The following is a 25,757-nucleotide window of genomic DNA, read 5'->3' as shown; positions in this document are numbered from 1 at the left end:
AAAGCTTTTGAACGGAAATCTGAAAAAGTGTAGTAATTCTACGATTTCTTGTCGTAATTCTACGACAACAGAGTTAAGCACTCGTTTAACATACTATTTTAAAGATACTTAGATTTCTTAATACACAAAAAATGTCCTTACTTTATACACCAACAGAAGATATAATCTATAAAACAAATTTGAATTCAACCTGATATTTTTATTCTTTATCAAAATAAAATCAGGAAAAAGATATTGATATATTAAGCATCTGTTGCTTTTACAGTAACTCCTTTGGTAACATCATTTGTGAAGCCTTCTGCTGCTAGTCTTATTGCTCTTTCGGAAAAATAATTGGCTGCAAAAGGAGCAATTAAGGTTAAAATTCCTGCCGCTGATGTGGCTCCGCTTCTTATATTGGCTTTGTTATTTTCACTAATGGAAAGGTTTGCCTTTTCTGAATGGGTTTGAGCAGATTTATTCGCATTTTTTTCATTGACCTTTCCTCTAAAATTGCCGCTTTTGTTGCTTACCTGCTCCTTAAGTTCCTTCCCAAACTCTCCAGCCTTCATTCTTTCAAACATCTCTCTTAAGTCCGGATTATTTTTTAATGAATAGGTTCCTTGCTTTTTGGCCTCAGCAACCCCTTTATCGAATTTTTCAAGATCAGCCTTTGAAGCTTTATTTTCAGCTAGTTTCTTTCTGATATCACGACCATCTTTTATCGGGCTCCAAAGGTCCCAGTTATCTGTAGGAATTATTGGATCATCAGTACTTTGCTGAACACCTTTAACATCTTTATAGCTGTCTCCATTGGCCTGTGCTGAATTTACCCCTGTCCCGAATCCAATTGCCAGCGGGGTAATGATGAATTGCCCTATAGGAATCCATGCACCAAATATTAATCCCTGAGTTACAGCATGTATAGTACCTTGTACCCATGTTAAACTTGCCCCTGCAGGTAATGCCATGCCCATTCCGAAACCAAGTAAGGCTCCGGTTAAAAATCCACCCGCAACGTTGGTCCAGAATTCAGTTTTATTGTTCCCTGCAATATTATCTGCCGCTTTCATGGCATCTGCTTTATTGATGAAAGGAAGTACGACTCCCCCTTCTTTACAGCTTAACATTGAGTTTTTAGTCAGCGCTAAATGAAGATCTTTAACTTCTACTTTACGACTATCAAATCTTACGGTAGTATGATGTAAAGTCCATTGGCTTTCCTCAAATCCAATCATCTCACTGCATGACGGCCTTTGAGCCATTTTAAAAAGTCCCCAGATAACTGCACCAACGGCGATAGCTCCTCCTACGATCCAGCCTGCCACGGGTACGGTTAAACATACAGCTGCAATTCCAAGTCCAACTCCTACACCGGCTCCTAATGCTACCATTCCAGCACCGGTGCTCCAGTTGGATTTACATTTAAAATCCTCAGTCAGTTTTTTATCAATTTTGACAAGAAAAACTTTATCTTCGGCTCCGAACTTCACGGTTCGTGCAAATGATTCTCTTAAATCACTCAATAAAAGCTGCCTTGGATCGGGATTCATTTGATTAGTACATACTGCATATACTTTTTCAGGTAAATAAACTGCCATAACTTATATTTTTACCAATATTTTTCAAGTTGTGTAAATAGTAAAATCAACAGTAAAAATCCACCACACAGGAAAATAATCATGATTTGCCATGGTTTTAGTCTGTTTATAATACTGTATTTAATCTTTTCAGATTTCACTACATATACTCCATAGTTGGGAAATACCTGAGTATTGATTTTATTCTTAAGTTCTTTTTTATTAAAATTTTCATATAAAAAAGGTCTGAGATACTCTACAAAATCGTCAAAGATTTCAAGATCCTTTTGAGTTGAAAACGGCACAAAACCAGTATTTCCAACTCTTATTTTAATTGTTTCATGGTGTGTTATTATTGTAAGATATCTGAAACCTACATTTCCCAGATTTTTAATGGATCTGATATCCGTTAATGGGATCGCTTTTTTTATATTTTTATAGGTAATTTCAAGAACCTTGTCATCAATATTAATGTTCCATTTTTTATCTTTTATAGTTCCGCTTAGTAATTTTAATATCAGAATACTTATTACTATTGTTAATACTGAAGCTAGTAAAACAGGGTATAAAAAATAGGTTTTAGGTAAGTAAAATTCTGACACATACATTACCAGAAAGAATACAGCTAATGCAGGGACTGCCAATATCAATCCTATTTTCCATTCCGTTTTGGCATCAACACCATCAAATTGAAAATTCCTAGTTTCCTTCATCCGGGGTATAGTTTTCAAGTTGTTTTATAGTATAATTGCATTCATTTTCGATATTATCAGCAATTGATTCTTTCATCTTTACAGTAGCTGTTTTCACCAACCTGGTTTGGGTATCTATTTCTATGGTGGAACGGAAAATCAATTTGTATTGAGTGTAACTAAACCCTATGCTTGGTTTATGTAAAACATTATATTGGCTGATAATCTTTTCTTCCAATTCCTTGGTTAATTGATATTCGGCAATCATCCTGATGGTGAGTATATCGTTTTGTTCAGAAACCTTATCATATCTCAAGCTAAGAGGCACTACATTAGGTGGCACCACTGTGGAGAGAAAATCAAAATGACTGGTCTCCAAATGATCATTGAGGGTATACTGATTAAAACAAGTAAAATAAAAAAAGTCTTTTCTATATTCTTCTTCATTAGAAGCTTCGTGAGAAAACTGGACATCTCCTAACTTAATAATCTCCTGAACCGCATCTGCATTCGTCTTGGCGAGTTCTATGATAAATGGGTTATGATGGAGCTTTTGCTTTTTATATTCTATCCAATTTTCATTTAACTCTCTCCTGTTGAGAATGGTATTTATTTGCCCCTTCTCATCCAATGTAAAAAGGGTATTATGTTTTATATGATCAGTTTCTGCAATGAAATCAAGCACATTCAACATCACGGGAGGGGTCATCTTTTTTAAATAATCTTCCCTTTTCACAGATCCCAGTTGATTAACTGTATCCATCTTAAGAAGATATTGAAATTTTTGTTCTACAAACTGGGCTACCTCACCATTAATACTGGTTGTATTAACCTGTACACAACGATATCTTGCTTTTTGATTAAAGGTAACCTTATCGCCTTCTTTTATGCTTTTTACTTTTTGCTTTTTTATATGTTCTTTACTGACAAAAATATGCTCCAGATGAATCGGCAACGCATTTCCTATAATAACGCCCGTCATACCGGAATGTTGATTATGAAAATCCACAAGCTCCTTTACTGAAATTTGTTGTTTTTCTGCGATAGATTGTAAGGTATCTTTTTTTTGTATTTTATATTGTATGAAATTCATTATTGTTGATTAACCTCTATTTGATGGATTTTATTATATCTTACGTCATGTACCTTTCACTCTTTTCAAATCTTCCTGATAAAGATTTTCACCATAGTTTTTATTAAAGTTTACCGATACTTTATCTTTAGGATTTAGCTTTTCATAAAGTTGTATTCTTAGCTTAGCCTCTGCTATTGTATCATTCCGGTAAGGAAAAGTTACGTTATATTTATCAATTAATTGTTTTTTGTTTCCAAACAGCTTTTGATAGTAAGGAGAGTCTGGCAGATTTTCTTCATTTTTTTCTTTTTCTTTATATTCAATATAATTTGCCATCGGGCAAAGATTGGTATTCTTAATTTTAGGCTGTCCTCCTTTGCTGAGAAAATACTCTGCTGTATTCAGATCATCTCTTATTGCATCCTCCATGATATTACTTCCGTTAAAAGAGATGTTATTGATATCTGCTCCGTTTTGAAGCAGGTAATCAATCATTTTCTTTTCAGTAGTGTCAAACCCTCCCAGCAGCATAGCTTTTGATAATGGAGAATGTCCCAATTCAGGATTCGGATTGGCTTTATATTTAAAAAGCAATTGAAGCATTTCATAATTATTAAGTGCTACAGCATGGTTTAGAGGTGACTCCAAACCTTCATTTGAAACTATAATATTGGGATCTGCTCCTAATTCCAAAAGTTTTTCCATTGCATTAAGATTTTCAATAATAGAAGCATACATAAGCAAGGTATACCCTGTCTCTTCCTGTAATGTATTGATATCTAATTTCTTTTCTTTGATAACCTGCTCCATCCCGTTAAGATCTCCATCAAACATTTTTTGTGCAGCCAGTAAACCGTCTCCTTTAAACATCTTTGCAGGAGGATATTCAGTTCTATTCTCTTTTTTACGGGATCTTAGTCCAAAATCTGAACATGAAAAAAGTGTCATCATGGAAAATAATAAGAGAACTCTTGTTATCATACGGATTAATTTCTATAGTTTGCTTAAATCACTATACCCCTAATTTCCAATATCCTTATTTTTGTCCGTCAACGAGTTCTTTATTCTTCTTATATTGTTTTTCACCATAGTTGTCATTAAAGTTCAAGGACTTTTTATCTTTTTCGCTCATATTCTCATATAAACGAATGTACAATTTAGCAACTTCTATAGGATCTTCCTTGTAAGGAAACTGAACGTTATACTTTTCAATTAATTGTCTCTTAAATGCTAATATTTCATTTAAATTTTCCGTTTTATTATGTTTCCTTTGATTTTCTTCTTCAAACTGAATATATCTGGCCATTGGGCATAATTCTGTTCCTTTTATTTTAGGTTGCCCACCTTTCTCTAAAAAATAAATAGCTAATTTCAGATCATCTCTGGCAGCATTTTCCATTATATTACCACCATCATATGATACATGATTAATATCTGCACCATGTTCCAACAAGTAATCAATCATTTTTCTTTCCGTACCTTCTCCTCCTAATAACATTGCATCACTAAGAGGGCTAACCCCAATTGCTGGATTAAGATTTGCCTTATATTTTAGTAGTACATTCAACATTTCATAATTATTAGTACCTACTGCCTGCGAAACCGGAGAATTAAAAAGATCTGGGGTTATAATATTGGGGTCAGCTCCTTTTTGTAACAAAACTTCCATTCCTTTTATATTTTCGAGCATAGTTGCGTAAAGTAACAAGGTATAGCCTTTCTTTTCACTTAGCTGATTAATTATTTGAGGATTTGTATTAATTGTGTTTTCCAATCCCGAATTGTCTTCATCAAATATTTTTTGTGCAGCCTGAAGCTGAATTCCTTCAAATAATTTTTGAGGAGGATATTGTTCTCTATTCTGTTTTTTTCTGGACCGAAAATCCTGACAGTTGGTAAATATCATAGCGGTGAATATTAAAGCAATTATTATTTTCATATTTTATCTTTTATTTGCAACAACGTCTGTATTGATATTGGCTACCATTGCTCGAATCGCATCATCATATGCCCCATGTCCGCTTCCTATAGTTTTAATTCCCAGCCCTTCATTGTCTTCAATATAGCCAAAGATTTCATGCTGTTGGCCTAAAGCTCTTGGAACAGCTCCCGTAAGGCCACCAAATATCGCAAGTTTGCTCAGCCCCGGAATTCTTGATATGGCTAATGTGGAAAGCAGTCCTTCTCTGTTATTTTGTAATCCGTTAAGAATATCATTGCTTGTACTATAGTTAATGATATTTGCAGTTGATCCGACAGCTTTCTTTTTATCAAGATAATCTAATGTATTTCTATGCACTCCTCGCGTGTTGAAAGTATAACCAGTAAGTCCGGTATAATAGGAAGCCATTGCACTGTTTCCTCCGCCTAATGAATGTCCCGTAAATTTTACATTTCCGTGAGTTGCCTCATTCATCTTAGCAGCAAGATTCCTTGTTTTTTCTATTTGCGGAGTATCAGCACCAAAAGCCTGTCCTCCATCCTCAATAAACCAGTCATGATAAAACTGCATTCCTTTCGGTTCAGAACCCCTGAAAGCTACAAAATAATCTTGTGTATCTTTATTATAATATAAAGCAGCGAAAAAGCCATCCTTACTATTTGTGTTGAAATCACTACTAGTAAATTTAACTTCTTTAGAAATTTCGTTAAGCGCGTTTTGGTCGTCTGTATCTATGCGTTCATAACCACCAAATTTTTCTTTTTCTTTATTGTCTTTATCTTTTTCTAAATCCTTCTTATGTTCATCATAATCTTCATAAGAATCCTGTGCCATTTTACTGGCGATAAGAGCCTCTTTCAGCTGGGCAATTGGTAAATGAAAGGTAACCTCACCTCCCAGAAAACAATGTAAACTGGAGTTTTGCAATAAAGGTTTTTTATTTTCGATTTTTACTTTCGGGTGGGTATTTTTCCAATCACTACCCTTGCAAAGAAAGGAACAGATATTGAGGCAATCATCAATAAGTGCACTTCCTGCCCAGGCAGCGGCTGCCAAAACGAAAAGCCCTCCGGAAAAGGCTGCTGCAACAGCAACTCCGGCTAAAGCTCCGGCCATCATCATTTGAGGACATATAAAATTATCCTTAAAACGATCATCTTCTGTAGCCATCAGCTTTGCTCCACTCTTCAGATGTACTGTAGACTGTGAGCTCACCCCAATTCCTATGAGTCTTCTGCCTTTACTGCAGATAAGCGGGGTTCCCTGTGCTATATATAATTCGCTCATAATGATACTGATGTTATTGTTTATTGAGTCTTATATGGTACCTGCAGACATAAAACATGTTTTCATTAAGCTCCTCTTTTACATGAAACATTATCTCAGACAATACGGAGTCTTCATTATAAATATACTCTCCTTCAAGGAAATATTTATACGCTAAGGAGCTGCCAAGTGTCCTCTGATATTTATCCTGATATACGCTTTTAAAATGTGAATGATCACCTTTATTCTTCGCTTCCAGCTTTACAAGATATCCTCCATTCTCTTTTTTAGAAATCCTGTATTGAGAATCATAACTTATTTTTTCTCCCGGAAAAAGTGTAGACAAAGTATTTCTTACGGGCATTTGATCTATAAAACTTCCTCCTCTGAATACAGGTAAGGGATAAAACATAATCTGGTATAATAAATTCAGTTTAATATTTTGATCTATATTATTAAACTCCTTATCATAAAGGTGTATAAAGGCTTCATAGCTTTCTTTCACCAATTCAAAAAAATGTAAATCTCTTTTTATTTCATTCCATTTGTCTGAAATTTCCTCTTTATTAGTGACTTCAAGGATACTTTTATCGGTATCCAATGATAGCTGCAATACACTAGTTGCTTTGTTTATTTCTTCAAGGATTTCATAAAATGCCCGCATCTGCCCGTCAGACTGGATATATCTTTGAGGAGAAGAGCCGATCGTAATATGATTGTATTCTCCGGGTAAAACATTCCAGTCTTGTTCTATTTCCGTTTGATTGGCTTTTCCACTTCCTAAAGTAAGATACGATTTAATATTGATAAGATATTCAGCATTTTTATACCACGCGTACTTAAATCCTGATAAATCGTCTTTTTCTTCATGATCAAGTTCAAAAGCCATATTCTAATCTTCTTTTAAAAATTATACTGATCCTTTATTAATTGATATCTACAGTACTACCGGTAATAGTCATGTCTCCACCTGAATTAATGGATGTCAGGGATTTACTATGAATGCTCAGGTTATCCTGAGTAACCAGCAATGCATTTTGTAATGAATTCATATCCAGCATACCATCTGCCGCAGAAATGGTAATACCTGTCTGGGTTATGGTAATCGTATTTTTTCCGACTTTCAGTTCAATCTTTGTTTTTCCTTCCAAACAGATATTTCCGGAAGCATCCATTTTTAAATAAGAATTTGCCGGTTCTCCTTTTTTTCCACCTACATTGATAGCACTGGTACTTCCTGCATTTACGGTATTATGGTTTCCGACATTTACTATTTTATTGTTATTGGCATTGGTATGAGCATTTCCCGCACCATCAAATTTCATATTGGCACCTCCCTGATCTGTAAGAAATACGGAACCTTCACCATCATTTAATTCTAATTTATTTCCGCTTCTGCTGCTTAAACTTTTTATATTATTATCTGCTCCTCCTCCGGCTCCAATTCCTCCATGGAACATTCCTCCCATGACAAAAGGACGATCCGGATGCTGATGTACAAAATTTACAATAACCTGATCTCCAACCTCAGGAATAGCCATAAAACCTCTATTTTTATTGACTTTATCACTGCTTCCCGCATCAGGAGTCATCACCCTGATAAATTCTGAAGTATCAGGACCGTTTTGCCAGTCAAATTGTATTTTTACTCTTCCCTGATTCAAAGGGTCTGTATTAGAAATTACTTTTGCAAACTGAGCTTCTGCCCTTGGAACCTCAAATCCCGGACGTGGAATAAACCCAGTATCTGCAGCAATTGCTTCAAATTTACCATCATAATATCCTCTTCCGTCTACTTCATGAGTTACTTCAATAATCATCAGCTTTGTAAAATAAGAAGTTTCATTGCTTCCTGTTTTACGCATTTCGATATCTGCGGTACATCCGGGATATAGAAAAGGAACAGTAGTTGTTCCGGAAGTGATAAAAACTTCAGAAGCTTTACTTCCTGCCGTTCCTTTCTGGGAGGCATCAATATCCATAAAAGAAGTAGCTTTTATAGGAGCCACTCTCAAAGAAGGGGTCGTAAATGTTTTTTCGGATATTTCGTAGGCACGCCTTGCAATATCCGATGCGTGACTGATTTTTGAATTTCCGGTAGTCAGTTTTTCATTTTTACTGCTGTTATAGCCATAAAACGTAGGATTGACGTGTTGGGCCTTCATTTTGACCGCAATATCACTCACACTGCTTCCGTAGGTAAGTTTAATTGGTTTTTCCTGTGGTGGAAGTTTACCAAAATGCAATACTTCACCATCATAATAAAACTGTTCACCATACGCTTCAGCCATTCTGGCAAGATAATTATAATGAGTTTCTTCATATTGTGAGCTATAGGAAACATTTCCGTGTTGAGCATCAATTCTGAAATCGAATTTACTCTGCCCCAGTCCTTCACGGATTACCTGATCTGCAATACTATTGAGACTCACCGGTTGGGCACCTCCAAAACTCTGAATATGTGGAGCCGCATCCAGAAGCACCGTTGGGCTATATCCTTTAAGAACAATATTTCCCAGGCTTCCCTTTTCCTGGCTGAAACCTACCTCTGTAACAACACCTACAAAGTTACGTTCAGCCCCTTTTTCAATGTCTTTATATTTAAAAACTACAGTAATTCTTTTCCCGAGAAAACTCTGAGCTTCTTCGAGATTATGGTTTTCGGCATTTCCCAACGTATCATGCGCCAGTGTCAAACTAAATTCATGATGCTTGGCAGCGCTTTGCGTCAGTCTGAAATGCTTAAAATGCTTGATAATTTTTCCTTCAATAATTACATCCAGCTTCACTACACGATTAATACCAGCAATAACGCTTTCAGCAATAGCTTCTACATTGTGTATCTTTGAAGTGGGTTGCTTTGCCCAAACCTTATTGTCGACAATAGAAGGATCGTTGGGAACAAATGTTTGGTTCATAAACATATCTGCTCCCTGTGCAGCACTTAAGCTTTGCTGTCCTACTTTTGCTGCTTTCTTAACTTTTTCGCCCGCTTTAGTCAATTTTTCCTCTGCTTTTTTGGCAACATTTTCCTGTACAGTATCTTTCAACTGGTCAGTGCCTTTTTTTATCTCATTTTTCGGGGTATCTACTTTAGTTGTTTTGTCATCCTGAAACATAGTGTTTTGTATTTAAAGTTAAATAAACTGCTGATTACAGCATAAAAGATATAGGATCATGAATCACTAACTGCCACGGTCATTTTCTCTCTGGAAAAATCACTTGTGAGGTTGATATTCTTTTAAATGGAAAAAACAGAACAGTATACTCTAATGAGTGCACTGTTCTGTACCAATTTTATTTTTACTAAGATGATGAATAGGCTTATTTACCTGAAGAAGGCCACAGTCCAGCGTACTGAGAAGTACCATAGTCAATTGTTTCAGCACTGATTACAAAGCTGATCAACATACTGTTGCTATCCACAGCGTCAAAGTCTACTTCGTGCTGGATCACGTATCCGTTCTCCCAGTTCAAAGTGATCAATGTTCCTTCTTCGTGAGATTTGTTGAATACAATCTCTCCTTTTGTAGGCTTGTATTTTCCGTTTAGTAAGCTTTCAAGAATATCAGATTTTTCAGTAGCTTCTACTGTAACTTTGATCAATGCATTGGAAGGATCTGATGCTACACGTCCTGAAACGTCTGTAGATCTTGAAACACTGTATTTCATTTTTAACAGTTTTTGTCCTTCTCCTCCGTTGAATTTTAAGATTCCTCTTGAGTTTCTTTCTGCCATGATTGTAAATTTTAATCGTTAATAATATTTTGTGATTCGGTGATTGTGCAACAAATATAGAGGCTCTTTTTTTCTAAAAAAAACTTTTACCCCTAAATCTGGAAAATTGTAGTAGTTCTACGATTTCTTGTCGTAATTCTACGACAATTGATTTACAAACAATAGCTAAAACACTATTAATAAAGGATTTCAATACACATTGGAAATTAAACAAAAAGAGTTTTTTTCCACAGCAATGAGAAATATTATGACTTTTTAATACTATTTAAGAAGCCTTAACACCTATTAAAAAAGTAAAAATATTGATATTTTTTATATGGATGGATACTAAAACTTACTATGACTTTTAATTTTCTTTCATAAAAAATAATAGCTGGCAGTAAATAAACTACCAGCTATTATTTTATGTATCAATTTTCAAAAGTTTACTGTTGCGAGCTTACCCCGGCTTTTATAGACTTCGTTAGTATCTTATTTTTTCTTAAAAGAAAATCGGGCATCAGATCAGTTGGAAGATAAAAGGGACTTTCGCCTTTTTTCTGAAGCTCTTCTACAATTCCCGGGTTCCATGCAAGAATCTCATCCACACCTACTTGTAATTCATCAGCAACAACATTCAGATTAAACCCTGCATTAATCTCCGTTTCTGAAAGTGCAGCAGCGGTCGTTTTTCTGTTTCCATCTTCAAAGAACACCTTATTAATCCTTGAGGAATTGTAATTGCTTAAAACACTCTGAAGTTCTCCTGTTGCATAGCAGGCATTCAGGTATTTTTTCACATGATTAATTGTTTCTCCCGGAAGATATTTTGAGAACTCGTGGTACTGCGAGGAACCTGCAGCCTGCATGGCTTTTGCAATATTACCTTCCCCACAATTATAGGCAGCTACCACCGTTACCCAGTTATTATACTTTTTGTAAAGATTAGCGAGAGAAATTACTGCTGTTTTTGTGCTTTTGTATACGTCAGTACGGTTTTGTTCTGTGAGGCCATATTGATTGGCATGGGCAGTCATAAGCTGCCAGACTCCAACAGCTCCGGCTCCTGAAGTAATGTTTCTGTTGAAATGAGATTCAATCAAAGCAAGGTTTCTCAGATGCTTGGGAAGCCCTTTCTGAAGAAGCAATTGCTCAATGAATTCAACAAGGTCTTTATTAGCATTAATAATACCCTGATACTTTCTCACACTGCTTTCCGAGGTATCAGAAGCGGCAAGAAACTGTCCGTTTACAAAGACTACAGTTCCCAGCAGCATTACACCTGTAAAGATATTTCTGATAATGGTTTTCATTTTTACTCTGTTATTTATAAACAAAAAGGCTAAAAAGCAAATGGGCAGTTCAGCCTTTTTAATTCTGTCTCTTATTCTACTGTCCAGGTTAGCTTTTCTTCTTCTTTATTCCAATCTACATGGATGGTTTGCCCGGACTTTACTTCTTCTCTTACTATCATTTTAGAAATAGGTCTTGCCAGCTGTGCACGGATTACGCCCGATATTTGTCTGGCTCCGTATTTACTGCTGAATCCTCCCAATGCAAGGTTTCTTACCGCATCGTCACTGATTTTTAAAGCAATTCCTAATCTTGTGAGTGAAGTATGAAGTGATTTCAACTGGATATTAAATATTCTTTCTGCAATAGATTCGGTAATTGGAGCAAAAGGAATAATCTCTGTAATTCTTGCTAAAAACTCAGGTCTGAATCTTCCGGAATTAGACATAATCTGCATCAGGGAGGATGATTCAGGTATTTTACCTTCTTCAAACTGTTTTACAATTTCTTCACTTCCGATATTGGAGGTAAATAAAATCAAAGCATTGCTGAAATCTCCTTCTTTTCCTAATTTATCATGTACTTTACCTTCGTCCATAATCTGAAGGAATACATCAAAAACAGAATGATGGGCTTTTTCAATTTCATCAAATAATACAACTGTGTAAGGTTGTTGTCTTATTTTATTCACCAGCATACCTCCTTCCTCATAACCTACATACCCGGGAGGCGCACCGTATAACAATGCCGCCGAATGTTCTTCTTTAAATTCTGACATATCAAAACGAACCATCGCTTTTTCATCGTTGAAAAGTAATTCTGCCATTGATTTAGCCAGCTCTGTTTTACCTGTTCCTGTAGGTCCCAAAAGGAAGAAGGACCCGATAGGTTGCCCGGGTTTATTTAACCCACTTCGGTTTTCAACAATAGCATCAGAAAGGATTTTCAAGGCATGATCCTGACCTACGACTCGGTTTAATAACAGGGACTCCATATTCAGGAGCTTTTCTTTTTCCTGAGCCTGAATTTTCCCGATCGGGATATTGGTTTTTGCAGCCATTACAGCCGCCAGTTCCAAACGGTCTACTTTCTCTCTTTTCTTTGCTGCATGTTGTAAGAGCTCAGCATAAGTATCTTCAATGATCTTCTGGATCTGATCTACAGGCATTGAATTGTCGATTGCAGGTTGTTCACTTAGTGATCCCCACAAAATAGGACTTATTTTATCTCTTAACAGGTTATACGTCCAGATTAACTCGTCTGCCTTGTCCTTATTGTCGGTAAATTCTTCTGTTAAAATAGCATCATAACTTTCTTTCCAGCTATCAAGTTCTTTTTCTGAAAGCTCATCCAGCATTTTGATGGCAGCCATGGTTCTGTCCAGTAGATCGATGGCAGCATCCGGTAATTTTTTACCTTTGGCATATCTTTTCGCCAGGCGCACACATTCAGGAAGCGCTGTTTTTTCCACTTCAATACCGTGGTGTTTTTTGTAGCCTTCAAGAAGTACATCGATCATTTTCACGCAAGTTTTTTCATCCGGTTCATTAACGGTCAGCACTTCAAAACGACGGTTGAAAGCTTGCTCCGGCTCAATAATTTTCCTGTACTCTTCCTGGGTTGTAGCTCCGATAACGGTAATTTCTCCTCTTGCCAGCTCTGGCTTTAAAAGATTAGCTACATTACCTATGCTTCCTTTAGAATCAAGAAGTGTATGAATTTCATCAATGAAAAGAATAGCCTTTTCAATTTTCTTGCATTCATTGATTACTTTTTTCAGACGGTCTTCAATTTCTCCCTTATAAGAAGTCCCAGCCAGTAATGCTCCGGTATCCAATTCTAAAAGAGTTCCATTTTTAAGCATATCCGGAACATTCCCTTTGATAATCTCAGTAGCAAACCCTTCTACCAAAGCAGTCTTCCCTACTCCCGGCTCACCGATAATGATTACATTCGGCTTGCTTCGGCGGCAAAGAATTTCCACGAGCATTCTGAGTTCTTTATCTCTACCAATAATATTTTCCAAATCTCCTTTTCTGGCTTGTGCTGTTCGGTCTACACAATAGCTTTTAATTGATGGGAAAGAAGAATCTGTAAAGTCTGATCCATTGGAAAATAATGACGAAAAATCACCATCTTCTGAAACGGTGAATGGATTATCTTTTCTGTATAAATTGAAAATTTCGTGTTCCCTCAACGGAAGTGATTTTAACTGCTGGAGAGAAAATACAACCTGTGGTTTTACGATAGCGGTTAATATGCATATGGGAGTGATTTCATCCAGTCCCAGTTTTAAGCGAATATCGTCTGCTTCTTCAATCAGAGTGTCTATTGCTTCATCCTGTCCCGCTTCATCAGGAAGATGAGCTGTTTTAGGATATTCTTCAATGCGAACATCTGCCCATTCGTAGAAATAGCCGGGATCTTTCTCTATGCTTTTCAAAAATTCATTAAGCCCGATATCTTTGTGCATTAAAGCTTGCAAAATATGCGGACCACCATAAGTAGCATTATAGTTTTCTTTCGCTATCGACTGAGCAATATGAAATAGCTGTTTTACTGTTTCGTTGGTTACTAGTACTCCCATTTATAATTTTTCTTATATTAATAAATTTGTGTGTTCTGTTTTAACTGTTCTTTTCAGATTGTTGATGCTATCTTTACTTTTTATCCTCCGAAGGAATCAAAAGTTCTTATTTCTTTATTGTCTCTAAAATTAATTATTTTATTCTAAACGAGATAAAGATAGTTAATTCTTACATTAGAGAAGTAGGAACCATTATTTTTTATCTTCCTGAATTATTTTTAAGATAACCCAAAAAGACAACTTATGATGATTGCTATATTTTTTGCTGAAATCAATTTTATATATTCAGGAAATATAACAATACAAGACTTAGCCATTGTAGTCCGATAAAAATGTAAAATAACAGGGCTGAAGGTTCAGCCAGTTCATTTAATTTCTCTATCAGCTGAGTTTTTGTGATTTCTGAGAAGTCTGCATTATCTGCCCCTAAATTCAATTCGTCAAATTTTATTTTGCTCAGCGCATACCCAATGATTCGTTTAAGAATTTTATTTTCTGAACTGTTTTTAAACTCATTCAACAATTTAACTTTGGCCATAGCAAAATCTGCACTACTACGAATGACAGTTGGCTGCTTGGCTTTAAATATCCCAATTACCTTATCTATAAAAGGAACAACAATGGTCTTTGAATGATCCTGAAGAAGCTTACTGATCACTACAGACATCCCATATTTTGAGGAAAAAACAATTGTCAAAAAAGGAGCAACCATCATCAACAAATAGAAAATACTTGCGGAAACGGGTTTAGCTTGAATCGTTGTTATTAAAAATGCCACTGCCCCTGTATGTCCCAATGCCGGCCCTAAACGGTCAGACAAGATATAAATTCCAAGTATGAAGGTAATAAGTGTTGAAAAAATCCCTATTCCGTAAATCTTCAGGACATTGAAAACAAAGGTAGCAGATAGTCTGGAGAAATATTTTAAATGAGTAGTAATACTGTTCATTAATAGTTTTTGTTTAATCTGGTTGTTATGGTTTTTGTTTTTTGCAATATAAAAATAAATAAACGAACACTATCTTTTTCATGTAATATTCTTACCACTTTGTACGGTAATGACTTGATTTCCTTAAACTGCTTTAAATTTCTGATATTTTAACAGGACAAAAAAGACTGTCTACCAGGGACAGTCTTTTTTTATGAATGTTGATAATGTGTATCAATTTTAGCTTGAAGGCCAAAGTCCTGCATATTGAGAAGTTCCGTAGTCAATAGTCTCAGCACTTACAACAAAGCTGATGAGCATACTATTGCTGTCAATCGCATCAAAATCAACCTGATGTTGGATAACATATCCGTTTTGCCAGTTTAATGTGATTAATGTTCCTTCTTCGTGAGATTTATTGAATGTAATTTCACCTACAGTAGGTTTGTATTTCCCGTTCAATAAGCTTTCAAGGATGTCTGACTTTTCAGTAGCTTCTACTGTTACTTTGATTAATGCATTAGAAGGATCTGATGCTACACGTCCTGAAACGTCTGTAGATCTTGATACGCTATAGTTTAATTTTAATAGCTTTTGCCCTTCTCCGTTGTTGAATTTTAAGATTCCTCTTGAATTTCTTTCTGCCATGATTTGTAAATTTTGATCGTTGGTAATATTTTGTGATTCAGTGATTGTGTAGCAAATATAGAATGTCTTTTTTTCTAAAAAAAACTTTTATTCCTAAATCTGAAAAATTGTAGTAGTTCTACGATTTCTTGTCGTAATTCTACGATAATAGATTTAACAATTCTTCTTAAAACTCATTAATAAAGGATGTACAATGAATGAAAAACGATAGATAAAACAAAAAATTTTCCACACCAAAGAGAAATAGAAACGCTCAAAAAAAGGAAAATTGAAAATTGAAAGTGGAAAATTATGAATCCAGAGTTCAGAATTATGAGTTCGATTTTTAATGATGGTATTCCTATTCCCTGTTATACAATATCAAACTTCATGTTGTGGATATAAAAAACTCACCTAACCTTATTTCTATCTAAAAAAAAGAAAAAGCAGAAGTCTGACGACTTCTGCTTTCATATTATTAAAACTAATGAATTAATGCTTAGTATATTCCGGTTGTTCCGTTGGAAGCCTTGTCGGTGTAAAGTATTCATTAAGCCAATAGAATGTCTGTCCGTTCTGCTGGATTTTCACCGCAGGATTATTTCTGTTGGCAAGCATTCTGTCTGATAAATCTTTATAATGACGGAAATAGTTTCTTACTGTTTCACTAGAAACAATTTTAGACTTTCTCCATCCTTTCAGCTTATATTTTGACATCAGTTCCTCTTCTGAAAGATCAAACCCTGTACTCATTCCTACTGCATACGCCATCGGCTGCTCATAAAGTTCTCCTTTGTCTAGGAATTTGATCGTAGGATTGTATTTCTTCAAAAGCTTTACATATTCTTTAATCGCTCTTGACTGGTTGAAACCAGGTTTATCAGCTTCAGTATTTCTGTATACTTCTGTGTAGAATGCCTTCAGATTATCATACTCTGTTTCAGAAATAAGAACACCTTTTTCCATAGCCGGGGTGTATTCTCTCATTTCTTTTGGGATATATCCTTTCACCAGGAATGGGTTTCCATAGTTGATTAACTGAGCTGCAATTCCTGCAGAAACCGGATTCGTAAGTCCCGGATACAAATATTTATATTTTAAATCTACATCTGTTCTTCCTGCTCCCACAGAAGAGTGGAAGTATTTATTAAGGGATTTATCAATATTCTGATTATCTAAGGTAACCTGTGCAATAAGACTGTCAACAGATTTTTTCAGGAATCCCGGAGTAGCGACATCTCCTTTTTTAGGAAAGATAACAAAACCCTGAGACATACTCTGCTTAGGATAAGCTAAAGAGAAGAACCCTTCATCTCCTTCTATTAAGCTAAAGTTGTTCTTGGTCAGAACATCATATTGGTTAATAATTTTTTGTTTTTTAAGCTCAGCAATATTTTTTGCTGTATTGGTGACTACATTTTCTGCCATCAATACAAAGTCATTATAGTTATCGGATGATCTTGCATTCGTCTGGAACATGATCAACCTGGCCTGAGCTTGGGTAAGGGAGCTTATTACACTGTACATATTCCCACTCTGGCTTGCAGAAGTACCTACGGTCACAACAATATTGGTTTCATCAGGAACATTTGAAAGAAGGTTTCCAGCAGCAGATAGCGCCTCTCCTACCGGCTGATATCCGTTATTGCTGGCACAATTCATTTCATTGGATTTCTGGTCAATAAATGAAGTAATCTTACTGTAATCTGTACTTAAATTTGAAACGGAAACATTATTTCCGCATGGATTGTTTTTATATAAAACAACCCCATATTTAACATTGCTGAAATAGGATGGTTTTTCAAATCTCAGCTGGAGATCCTGCAATAATGATTTTACAATTGGAGCGTAAGGAGCGTTCTGTGCACTGATATCTAATGCAAAAACAATATTTATATTCTTATCTCTGTCAGTGATCTCTCTGTAACGGTCAAAATAGATTTCTTCACCTAAAACATTAAAGACAAAGTTTTTACTATAATCTAAGATATTGGTAAAATATTTTGTTTTAATATCCGGAGTTGGAGCTTGTTCTAATGAAAGATTAACCGGGTAAATATTCTCCAATGGTGTCCTTTTGTTAACATCTGTAAGAAGAATTGCTGTTTTATTTGTAGCATCAGATGCAGATCCACCGGGATATCCTTCGTGAATTCCTAATTCACTTTCGGTGATTCCTGTTGTATTTTTAAGTTTTATCGCTGAACGCTCTCCCCATGCAGAGATAACATTTGAACTTACCCATCCGTAAAGACTTTTTCCAATACTATCTATATCAACAGAAGGCTTTTTACCTACTAAAAATCTCTTGTTATTTTCCGCCTGTTTATAGACGTATACCATTTGTCCGTTCGGGATCTTTACATTGGCTTCTTCAATAAGACTTGGTGAGTTAAACACCATAATTGAATCATTCTTGTAATATCTTTCGGCACTTCTGATCACTTCACTGTTATTGGGTACTACTGCTACTCTTACAGGGTAACCTGTTTTTTCGCTTTTTAAAGAGTTACTCCAAAGAAGAAGGTCAGATTCAGGGATCCATCCATAGGTCTTAATAGATTTTGAGGAAACCTTTTTCATTAAAGCATCCGGAACATATTCCGCTACTTTTACCATTCCATCTCTGTGTTTCAACACCATTAAGGGTTCCAGGAACTTAACTTCTTTATAAGATTTTTCGTCATTTTTATCTAAAAATGCTGTATTTCTTGATCTGTCTGAAACAACGATCCATGGAACTGATTTCTTAGGAAATCCGTTCACTACCGGTGAATTATCTACCTGTCCGTATTGAGAAGGCTCAGGAGTCTTTTTTGACGGCAGCTTTACCTGACAGCTCGTCAATAATACTGTTAATCCTATATAATATGCTGCTAGAGGAAATTTATTTTTCATCCTATTTTATCTTTTTATGATTGGCACATCCAAATCGATGGACGGTATTATTTGCTTTGGTTGATGTCTACTTTAGTTACACAGTTTTGCGTATCGTCAAAGTTCACCTTTACAGTCTGAATCACTGTATTTTTATCAAACTGAAGACCGGCACAGTACATGTAGAAGTTATTCACTTTACTCTCATTTACTTTTACTACTGTGTTTTCGTTATTACACAGGTAAGTTTTCAACAGGTAATTGTAATGCATGTTAAAACTGTTTCCGTTAGCAATCTGCTGCAAGTGGTATTTAAAATCGTTATCAATTTTTGCATAAGAATCTTCTATAGATACTTCTTCCTCTTCTAAAGAGTTGTAAGCAGGAAGAATTTTGATACGGTGATAGATAGGCTCCTGAGTTTCCTCCGTGTACAATGTTACCAGATAATCCCCCGGCTTTTTGTAAGCATAGATCGCCATTTTATCTTTAGCATCTGTATTTCCGGTTTCTCCGAACTTCCAGTTAAACTGTTTGGCTTCGGAAACTGCCCGGAACTGTACGTTCTCATTTTGCATTGCCTGAGCGGGAGCTTCAATGGTTGTTGTAATCTTTGTAGTGTCAACTTTTTTCTGAAGACTTCTGGCATTTACCATGACAGGGAAAGACTTCGTATATTTGTTGTCAACGATCAAAATTACCTGATAATACCCTGGTTTATTATAAAAGTGGATACCACTGTTTTTATCAGAAGTCGTTCCGTCACCAAAATTCCATCTTTTGGTTTTTGCAAACTGGGTCTTATCTTCAAATAAGAGTGTATCTCCTACTGACAATGAAGAGGGATAAACTACCCCGACAATATCATCAGCTGAGTGAATCACCTTTTTCTGTAGCCACAGTGCAACAAGTGCTGCAATGAGCAAGGTAGCAATAACACCAATAATAATGTTCTTTTTGTTCTTTTGAAAATAATTCATAGTTAATAATTGTGATGTGTTTTATGTATAGTTCCTGTTTTCATTTCTGAATCACTGTGTGCGTGCTTTTAATGCATTTTCACGCTCATACAATTTGTTCTGCTTATCTTTAAAGCCTATTCTACATTCTTCCACCTGCTTTTCAAATTTTTTAATATCCTCTGTAGTAGTTGAGATTACTTTTTTGTCATCAAAATACATTTTATAAAATCTTGCGATCTGCGGATAAGCGTCCTTTCGGATGTCAGCAATTTCATTGTTTTTGAAGTAATTGTTCAGGTCGTTAATATTATTGAAAATATTATTTTCCACAAAAGGCTGTGGAGTTTCATCGGTAAGCTTGGTGATCATGGTGTATGTACTGTCCATAATCGGCAGAATAATTTTTTGATGTTGTTCAAATTCTGCTTTTTGTTCGAGATTTTGAATACCTCTTACATCTTCATCAGAAAACGGGGATTCAAATCCTTTTAGAAAGATAACTCCCAAGAATATCATGGCAGTTATAAGCATTAGTATTAAATATAAAAACTGATAATGCCTCTCTTTTTTAGATAATGTAATTTGTCCTTGCATATCTTTGTGTTTTATCTTCTTCTTCCTCCTGTAAAGTTTCTCGTAGGGTCTTTCCGAAGTTGGTTATTAGCTCTGTCTATTTTGCCCATACACTCATCCAGATCCCTTCGCACCGTTTTCTTTTTATATTCTACACCACTGATTTTTGTTTTTAACGCAATCATAGGTCCAATCTGTTTCATCAGCATGGCATAGTGCTTAAAGTTTCCTGTGCTGTCTTTACCCATAATATTTTTAGCATCACTTACGTTATCCATAATGTTGGTTCTGAGAAAAACCTCATTTTCCACTTTATTGATATCAAGTTGAGTCATACGCTCATAAATATTATCTACATGCTCTCTGAGCACGTCGCTTCTGCCCATCAGCTCCTTATAAGCTTCGGCTTCTCTACTGATCCCTTCCCGTTGTATATCGTAGCTTTTAAAGAAAAGATATAAACAAGCAAAGGATACAACCGACAAAACGACAAAAGACAGAATAAACTTCCAGATGCCCGTTCTGACATCTGATCTGTTCAATTTTTTTTCCCTGTTTGAAGACATAATTTGCGATTTGTTTGGCCTGTGAAAATATAAAAAAAAAATTTTATGCACAATACGTATTTTCCCCATGGCTACTTTCGTGAAAACCCTAATTAAATTAATATTAATTTTCTCTTTGATAAGTTTTTCATAAATTAGGCCTCTGAATTTTAAATATCAATAGCCAAATCGATATTAAAAGTGAGTAAAATATTATCTAATACCGTGCGTTTTTCTATTGCTGACAGCGATTTTTATTTTAAAAAAATAATGATCAAAACGCTTATGGAAAACCCTTTCTATATGCTTCTAAATGACTGTAATAATGGACATGAGCTTGTTAACAGAATCTACAGAAGACAGGAAGACGTATTCATTATAGAATTGTTTATGCCGGTATTGAGCGGAATTGAAGCCATCAAATATATCAGGAAAAACAATTCTGAAACCCCTATTATCACTTACTCCGGTACCTATCAGGAAGATATGGCTGAAATTCTTTCCAGGATTCCTAATATATATTATTGTCAGAAAAAAAGTAATATTATAAAAGATATTATTAAAGGAGGTATTGCATCCGAAGAGTTTGATTACCAAGCTTACACAAAAGAATGGGAACAACAACCACTTGCCGTACAGGAATATATGGACAGACAAAAGAAAGGTCAGGAAGAGCTTTCGCCGGCTGAGATTCAATTGATGAGATTCTGCTATGAAGGTTTCAGTAATAAAGAAATTGCAGAAAAGCTTAATCTGAGTACCAGAACAATTGACACTTATATTAACCGGCTTACAGAAAAACTGGGACTAAAAACAAAACTTCACCTGATTCGTTTTTGTGTTGAAAACGGATACTATAATTCAAGCATGTAAAAAGGGCACCTATTATGAATTCAAAGTACTAAAATGGTGTCACAGCCTTCTATCCGGCTATTTTTTAGAATTTGATGTTTTATAATTTCAGGTCATTTTTTTAAGATATTATTAAATCATTAAGTTCTCTCAGACCTATGTTAATATAGCATTCACATCAAAAACTCTACTATTTGAAAAAAAATATTTTGTCACTAATTTGCTAGTATTCAATTTTTTTAACTAAATTTGCACACCTAAAATTTAAAATTAAAATAAGGAAATGACAAAGGCAGAATTGGTAAACACCATCTCAAATAAGTTGGGAACAGAAAAGAATGAGACACAGAAAGTTGTAGAAGCTTTTATGCAGGAGATCAGAACTTCTATGTATAATGGGGATAACGTTTATCTGAGAGGTTTTGGATCTTTTATCATTAAAACAAGAGCTGCTAAAACAGGAAGAAATATTTCTAAGAACACTGCAATCGAGATTCCTGCTCATAACATTCCTGCTTTCAAACCTTCAAAATCATTTGTTGAGAAAGTAAAAACTAAAGTTGCAGTAAAATAAGAACATTAACTGAATATTAACTAGTTACTAAAAAATTAAAATTATGCCAAGCGGAAAGAAAAGAAAAAGACACAAGGTTGCGACTCACAAAAGAAAGAAAAGAAGAAGAGCAAACAGACATAAGAAAAAATAATCTCCTCTTCTCGAGATTTACAATATAATAATATAGTTGGTGATTTTATTTTTTAAAGTTCACCGACTATATTTTTGTTTGCAACTATAAGATTCTACGGAAAACGAACGGTTTCAAATATTATTTTAATAAAAATATAATGATTTTCATTCTAAATCCTTATATTTAATAGATGAATTAATCGAGAAAAAACGTCAAATTCCTATAATCTTAACAATTTTATCTTATAACAAAATGAAGAAAGAACTAATAGTTTCGCATGAAGATGATCTTACAAAGATTGCGCTACTGGAAGACGGAAGACTATGTGAACTTCATGAGCAAGAAGACAAAAGCGATTTTATAGTTGGAGATCTGTTTATAGGAAAAGTAAAAAAACTGGCACCTAACCTGAATGCGGCATTCGTCAATATTGGATATGACAAAGATGCTTTTTTACATTATCAGGATTTAGGCCCTCAGTATCTTACCTACAGAAAGTTTTTAAAAGATACTATTTCTAAAAAACAAAGCACTTCAAGCTTAAAAAATTTCGAGATACAACCCGAAATAGACAAAAACGGAACAGTAGATAAAGTAATAGCAAAGGATGATCTTGTGTTGTTACAGATTACCAAAGAACCTATTTCTACCAAAGGACCAAGGATTTCTACTCAGGTTTCTTTAACCGGACGTTTTCTGGTTTTAATTCCATTCGACAATAAAGTTTCTATTTCTAAAAAGATTAAAAGCTTTGAAGAAAAAGAAAGGTTGAGAACTCTTATCGACAGTATTAAACCTGAAGGCTTTGGAGTTATTATCAGAACGGTAGCCGAAGGAAAAAAGGTTGCCGACCTTCACAACGACATGAACCAGTTGGTTCAGAAGTGGGAAAGCACTTTTAAGAACATCCAGAAAAATAAAGTTCCGTCTAAAGTTTTAAGCGAAGAAGACAAAGCTTCAGCTATTTTAAGAGACAATTTTAATCAGGATTTCGTGAATATCATTTGTGATGATGAACAAATGGTGAGCGAGATGAAAAATTACATTGAAGTAATTGCCCCCGAGAAGAAAAATATTGTCCAGTTTTACGATTCCCATATTCCACTTCTGGAATATTATAATGTTGAAAAACAACTTAAACAGAGCTTCGGAAAACACGTAAACATTCCAAGTTCTAAAGGAGCTTATCTTGTTATTGAGCACACAGAAGCACTTCACGTTGTCGATGTCAACTCCGGAAATAACATTACAACCGGAACCGCTGTCAATAAAGAGCACGCACTGAAAGTGAACAAAATGGCAGCTACAGAGATCGCAAGACAGCTACGCCTCCGCGATATGGGAGGTATCATCGTGATCGATTTTATCGACATGCCAAACTCTGAACACAGAAGAGATCTCTATGAGCATCTTAAAGAGGAAATGAAACGTGACAAAGCACGTCACAAAATTCTTCCTCCGAGTAAATTTGGTTTGATCCAGATCACCAGACAAAGAAATCGTCCGGAAAAACAGATCGAAACCAAAGAAGAAAACCCGAACAAAGACGGAGAAATTGTGGCTCCAATTGTTATCGTGGAAAAAATGGGTGAAACCTTAAGAAACATTTTGCAGAAGGAAAAAGGAAAAATCTACCTGCATGTGCACCCATTTGTGGAAGCCTACCTTACCAAAGGCATCAAAAGTATCCAGATGAAATGGTTTATCAAATACAAAAAGTGGGTAACCATTGTTCCAAGGGATTCTTTTAAATATTTAGAATACAAGATCTACAATTCCAAAAAAGAAGAATTGATCGAATTCTCTAATTAAGACAAAATTTAAAACCTTCAGTTTTTACTGAAGGTTTTTTTTTATATTTGTAACCACATAAAACTCAAACAAATGAAAAAAAAATTACTCATGCTCATTCCGGGTATCCGGAATCTCCCGCTCCATTTCCTGATTATTCCAAAACAATCACTTACATACAATAACCAGAACTAAGAGAATAGAGATTATTTTCCTAAAAACTTCTGTTTTTCAGGCATTCCTTCAGAATGTATACTTTCTAAAAGCCTGCTCTGAAAAACAGTGAAACCATTAAAAACTTTTAAAATTAAATACGATGATTAAAAAATTATTCCTGTCGTGCATTTTGATGATTCAAAGTGTATCTGCACAGATTGTCTCTTATGATGCCAGTTTTGGTTCAAACGGAAAGCATACCATCATGGGTGCCAATAACAGCTACCGAACCAAAATAGTTAAAAACTCCGATGAGAGCATGTATTTCACCTACGCCAGAGACAATTCCTCTTTGGGTAGCCCTATATCTGTTATTTCAAAACTTAACGCGAACGGAACTGTGGATTCTTCTTTCGGAAATAATGGAGAAACCTTAATCAACGATTATTATACTCCTGTAGACAGCCAGCTTACTAAGCAGGCAGATGGCAAACTTTTGATATTCGGTTTTAATACTGATGGGGCTGCTATTGCCAGACTTACCTCTAATGGGCAGCTGGATACTACATTTGGCATTAACGGTATTTCAAAAATCGCAAATGTCTTTTCCGATGCTAACGGTGTTGGCTATGGTTTGTATCTGCAAAATGACAAAATTATCATTTATGGTTGGACAATTGAAGGCCCTTATAATTATTATGAAAGTATTTATAGATTAAATAATGACGGAAGTATTGATAATACATTTGGAAACAATGGATCTATAAAAACGATGGGGAACTTTATCTTTCTAGACAATCAATCCAATATTGTAAGCCTCATTACTAATTACACCAATACTAACGCTAATGTCACCTATCCTAACGGAGGCATGGAAAAATATAACAGTAATGGCCAACCTCTGACAAGCTTTGGAAACAATGGAGTTTTGGTTTTCACCAATAGCCCCGGAGCGATAGGAACGGCTTCCATGGATAGTAATAACAATATTATCTGCACTAATATAAATAATGAGATTTTCAGACTTACTTCCAATGGAGCTTATGATAGTTCTTTTGCATTTGATCCTATTAACTCATACCCTTTTACCATCACCAGTTTATCTTCTGTTATAGAAAAAAGCGGTTCTTACTTTATCGCCGGCCAGACTGGCTCAATGGGAGAAACATTTTTTATTTCCAAACTTAACCCTACAGGATCTGTAGATTCTTCATTCAATTATTATTCAGAAACAACGACAAATCCGGACGCCATTGCTGATATGATTATAGACAATAGTCACATCATTGCAGGAAAAGGCACTACTATTCTCAAGTTTTTATTAAACAATTCAACATTGGCAGCAGCTGGCGATCCTATAATCAGCAACCCATCTATTTCTTTCGAAAATCCTGTGAGTCAAAGTCTGAACTATAAAACTCAGGATAAAGTCAGTAAAATTGAGATTTTTTCTTTAACCGGTAATCTTCTGAAAACTACAAAAGACTCTAATACTCCTGTTTCGGACTTACCTGGAGGAACTTATATGGCTAAAGTTACTTTTGAAAACGGAAGCAGTATAACCAAAAAACTAATTAAGAATTAATAATACATCCGGAATGATAAACGTATTTTTTGACTAAAGAC

The 25,757-nt window shown here is 35.2% G+C and carries 21 protein-coding genes; 4 read left to right on the top strand and 17 right to left on the bottom strand.

The features are described 5' to 3' along the window. Nucleotides 1-242: 242 nt before the first annotated feature. From C1631_RS22135 to tssO, 17 genes are all read right to left on the bottom strand, one after another. Nucleotides 243-1,580, bottom strand: a complete 1,338-nt coding sequence (locus C1631_RS22135) for a hypothetical protein (RefSeq protein WP_109714260.1) — start codon at nucleotides 1,578-1,580, stop codon at nucleotides 243-245. A gap of 11 nt (nucleotides 1,581-1,591) precedes the next feature. After that, nucleotides 1,592-2,272: a hypothetical protein gene (locus C1631_RS22130; protein WP_103247631.1), complete on the bottom strand. Its 681-nt coding sequence runs from the start codon at nucleotides 2,270-2,272 to the stop codon at nucleotides 1,592-1,594. Then, entirely contained in the window at nucleotides 2,259-3,344 is a 1,086-nt protein-coding gene (locus tag C1631_RS22125) for a LysM peptidoglycan-binding domain-containing protein (RefSeq protein ID WP_109714258.1), read from the bottom strand. Before C1631_RS22125 ends, C1631_RS22130 begins: the two co-directional genes overlap by 14 nt. A 45-nt stretch (nucleotides 3,345-3,389) precedes the next feature. Then, nucleotides 3,390-4,307, bottom strand: coding sequence for an ankyrin repeat domain-containing protein (locus tag C1631_RS22120; RefSeq protein WP_228441441.1), 918 nt, complete (start codon nucleotides 4,305-4,307; stop codon nucleotides 3,390-3,392). A gap of 55 nt (nucleotides 4,308-4,362) precedes the next feature. Beyond that, complete coding sequence (locus tag C1631_RS22115) at nucleotides 4,363-5,265, bottom strand: ankyrin repeat domain-containing protein (RefSeq protein WP_228441438.1); 903 nt, start codon at nucleotides 5,263-5,265, stop codon at nucleotides 4,363-4,365. Nucleotides 5,266-5,268: 3 nt separating this feature from the next. Further along, nucleotides 5,269-6,555 carry a Tle-like phospholipase domain-containing protein gene (locus tag C1631_RS22110; RefSeq protein WP_109714256.1) on the bottom strand — a complete coding sequence of 429 codons (1,287 nt, stop codon included), beginning with the start codon at nucleotides 6,553-6,555 and terminating at the stop codon, nucleotides 5,269-5,271. A gap of 13 nt (nucleotides 6,556-6,568) precedes the next feature. Then, on the bottom strand, nucleotides 6,569-7,423 hold the full coding sequence (locus C1631_RS22105; protein WP_103249881.1) for a hypothetical protein: 855 nt from the start codon (nucleotides 7,421-7,423) through the stop codon (nucleotides 6,569-6,571). 37 nt (nucleotides 7,424-7,460) lie between these two features. Continuing rightward, nucleotides 7,461-9,653 (bottom strand): type VI secretion system Vgr family protein, encoded by a 2,193-nt coding sequence (locus C1631_RS22100; protein ID WP_109714254.1) that lies wholly within the window; start codon nucleotides 9,651-9,653, stop codon nucleotides 7,461-7,463. Between the two features lie 205 nt (nucleotides 9,654-9,858). Further along, on the bottom strand, nucleotides 9,859-10,272 hold the full coding sequence (gene tssD / locus C1631_RS22095) for a type VI secretion system tube protein TssD (protein WP_109714252.1): 414 nt from the start codon (nucleotides 10,270-10,272) through the stop codon (nucleotides 9,859-9,861). A gap of 425 nt (nucleotides 10,273-10,697) precedes the next feature. Beyond that, the gene (locus C1631_RS22090) at nucleotides 10,698-11,564 is read right to left on the bottom strand and encodes a lytic transglycosylase domain-containing protein (protein WP_109714250.1); all 867 of its coding nucleotides are present in this window, start codon (nucleotides 11,562-11,564) and stop codon (nucleotides 10,698-10,700) included. Nucleotides 11,565-11,635: 71 nt separating this feature from the next. Then, nucleotides 11,636-14,131, bottom strand: coding sequence for an ATP-dependent Clp protease ATP-binding subunit (locus tag C1631_RS22085; RefSeq protein ID WP_103247636.1), 2,496 nt, complete (start codon nucleotides 14,129-14,131; stop codon nucleotides 11,636-11,638). 277 nt (nucleotides 14,132-14,408) lie between these two features. Further along, nucleotides 14,409-15,080: a hypothetical protein gene (locus tag C1631_RS22080; RefSeq protein WP_103247635.1), complete on the bottom strand. Its 672-nt coding sequence runs from the start codon at nucleotides 15,078-15,080 to the stop codon at nucleotides 14,409-14,411. A 219-nt stretch (nucleotides 15,081-15,299) separates the two neighbouring features. Beyond that, nucleotides 15,300-15,707, bottom strand: a complete 408-nt coding sequence (gene tssD / locus C1631_RS22075) for a type VI secretion system tube protein TssD (RefSeq protein WP_103247634.1) — start codon at nucleotides 15,705-15,707, stop codon at nucleotides 15,300-15,302. A 471-nt stretch (nucleotides 15,708-16,178) separates the two neighbouring features. Next, complete coding sequence (gene tssR, locus C1631_RS22070; RefSeq protein ID WP_109714248.1) at nucleotides 16,179-18,584, bottom strand: type VI secretion system protein TssR domain-containing protein; 2,406 nt, start codon at nucleotides 18,582-18,584, stop codon at nucleotides 16,179-16,181. Between the two features lie 47 nt (nucleotides 18,585-18,631). After that, nucleotides 18,632-19,543, bottom strand: coding sequence for a PKD domain-containing protein (locus tag C1631_RS22065; protein ID WP_109714246.1), 912 nt, complete (start codon nucleotides 19,541-19,543; stop codon nucleotides 18,632-18,634). A 51-nt stretch (nucleotides 19,544-19,594) separates the two neighbouring features. Continuing rightward, nucleotides 19,595-20,119: a type VI secretion system transmembrane protein TssO gene (locus C1631_RS22060; RefSeq protein ID WP_109714244.1), complete on the bottom strand. Its 525-nt coding sequence runs from the start codon at nucleotides 20,117-20,119 to the stop codon at nucleotides 19,595-19,597. 11 nt (nucleotides 20,120-20,130) lie between these two features. Then, nucleotides 20,131-20,664: a type VI secretion system TssO gene (tssO, locus tag C1631_RS22055; RefSeq protein WP_103249282.1), complete on the bottom strand. Its 534-nt coding sequence runs from the start codon at nucleotides 20,662-20,664 to the stop codon at nucleotides 20,131-20,133. A gap of 249 nt (nucleotides 20,665-20,913) precedes the next feature. Between tssO and C1631_RS22050 the strand changes: the two genes are divergently transcribed. From C1631_RS22050 to C1631_RS22035, 4 genes are all read left to right on the top strand, one after another. Then, on the top strand, nucleotides 20,914-21,516 hold the full coding sequence (locus tag C1631_RS22050; RefSeq protein ID WP_228441435.1) for a response regulator transcription factor: 603 nt from the start codon (nucleotides 20,914-20,916) through the stop codon (nucleotides 21,514-21,516). A gap of 262 nt (nucleotides 21,517-21,778) precedes the next feature. Continuing rightward, nucleotides 21,779-22,069, top strand: a complete 291-nt coding sequence (locus C1631_RS22045; protein ID WP_002984212.1) for an HU family DNA-binding protein — start codon at nucleotides 21,779-21,781, stop codon at nucleotides 22,067-22,069. A 367-nt stretch (nucleotides 22,070-22,436) separates the two neighbouring features. Continuing rightward, the gene (locus C1631_RS22040; RefSeq protein WP_109714240.1) at nucleotides 22,437-23,996 is read left to right on the top strand and encodes an Rne/Rng family ribonuclease; all 1,560 of its coding nucleotides are present in this window, start codon (nucleotides 22,437-22,439) and stop codon (nucleotides 23,994-23,996) included. 295 nt (nucleotides 23,997-24,291) lie between these two features. Next, entirely contained in the window at nucleotides 24,292-25,716 is a 1,425-nt protein-coding gene (locus C1631_RS22035) for a T9SS type A sorting domain-containing protein (protein WP_109714238.1), read from the top strand. Nucleotides 25,717-25,757 lie beyond the last annotated feature (41 nt).

It is taken from the genome of Chryseobacterium phosphatilyticum (assembly GCF_002899825.2).
In the GTDB taxonomy this organism is placed as follows: domain Bacteria; phylum Bacteroidota; class Bacteroidia; order Flavobacteriales; family Weeksellaceae; genus Chryseobacterium; species Chryseobacterium phosphatilyticum.
This window is presented reverse-complemented; position numbering and strand designations above follow the sequence as displayed.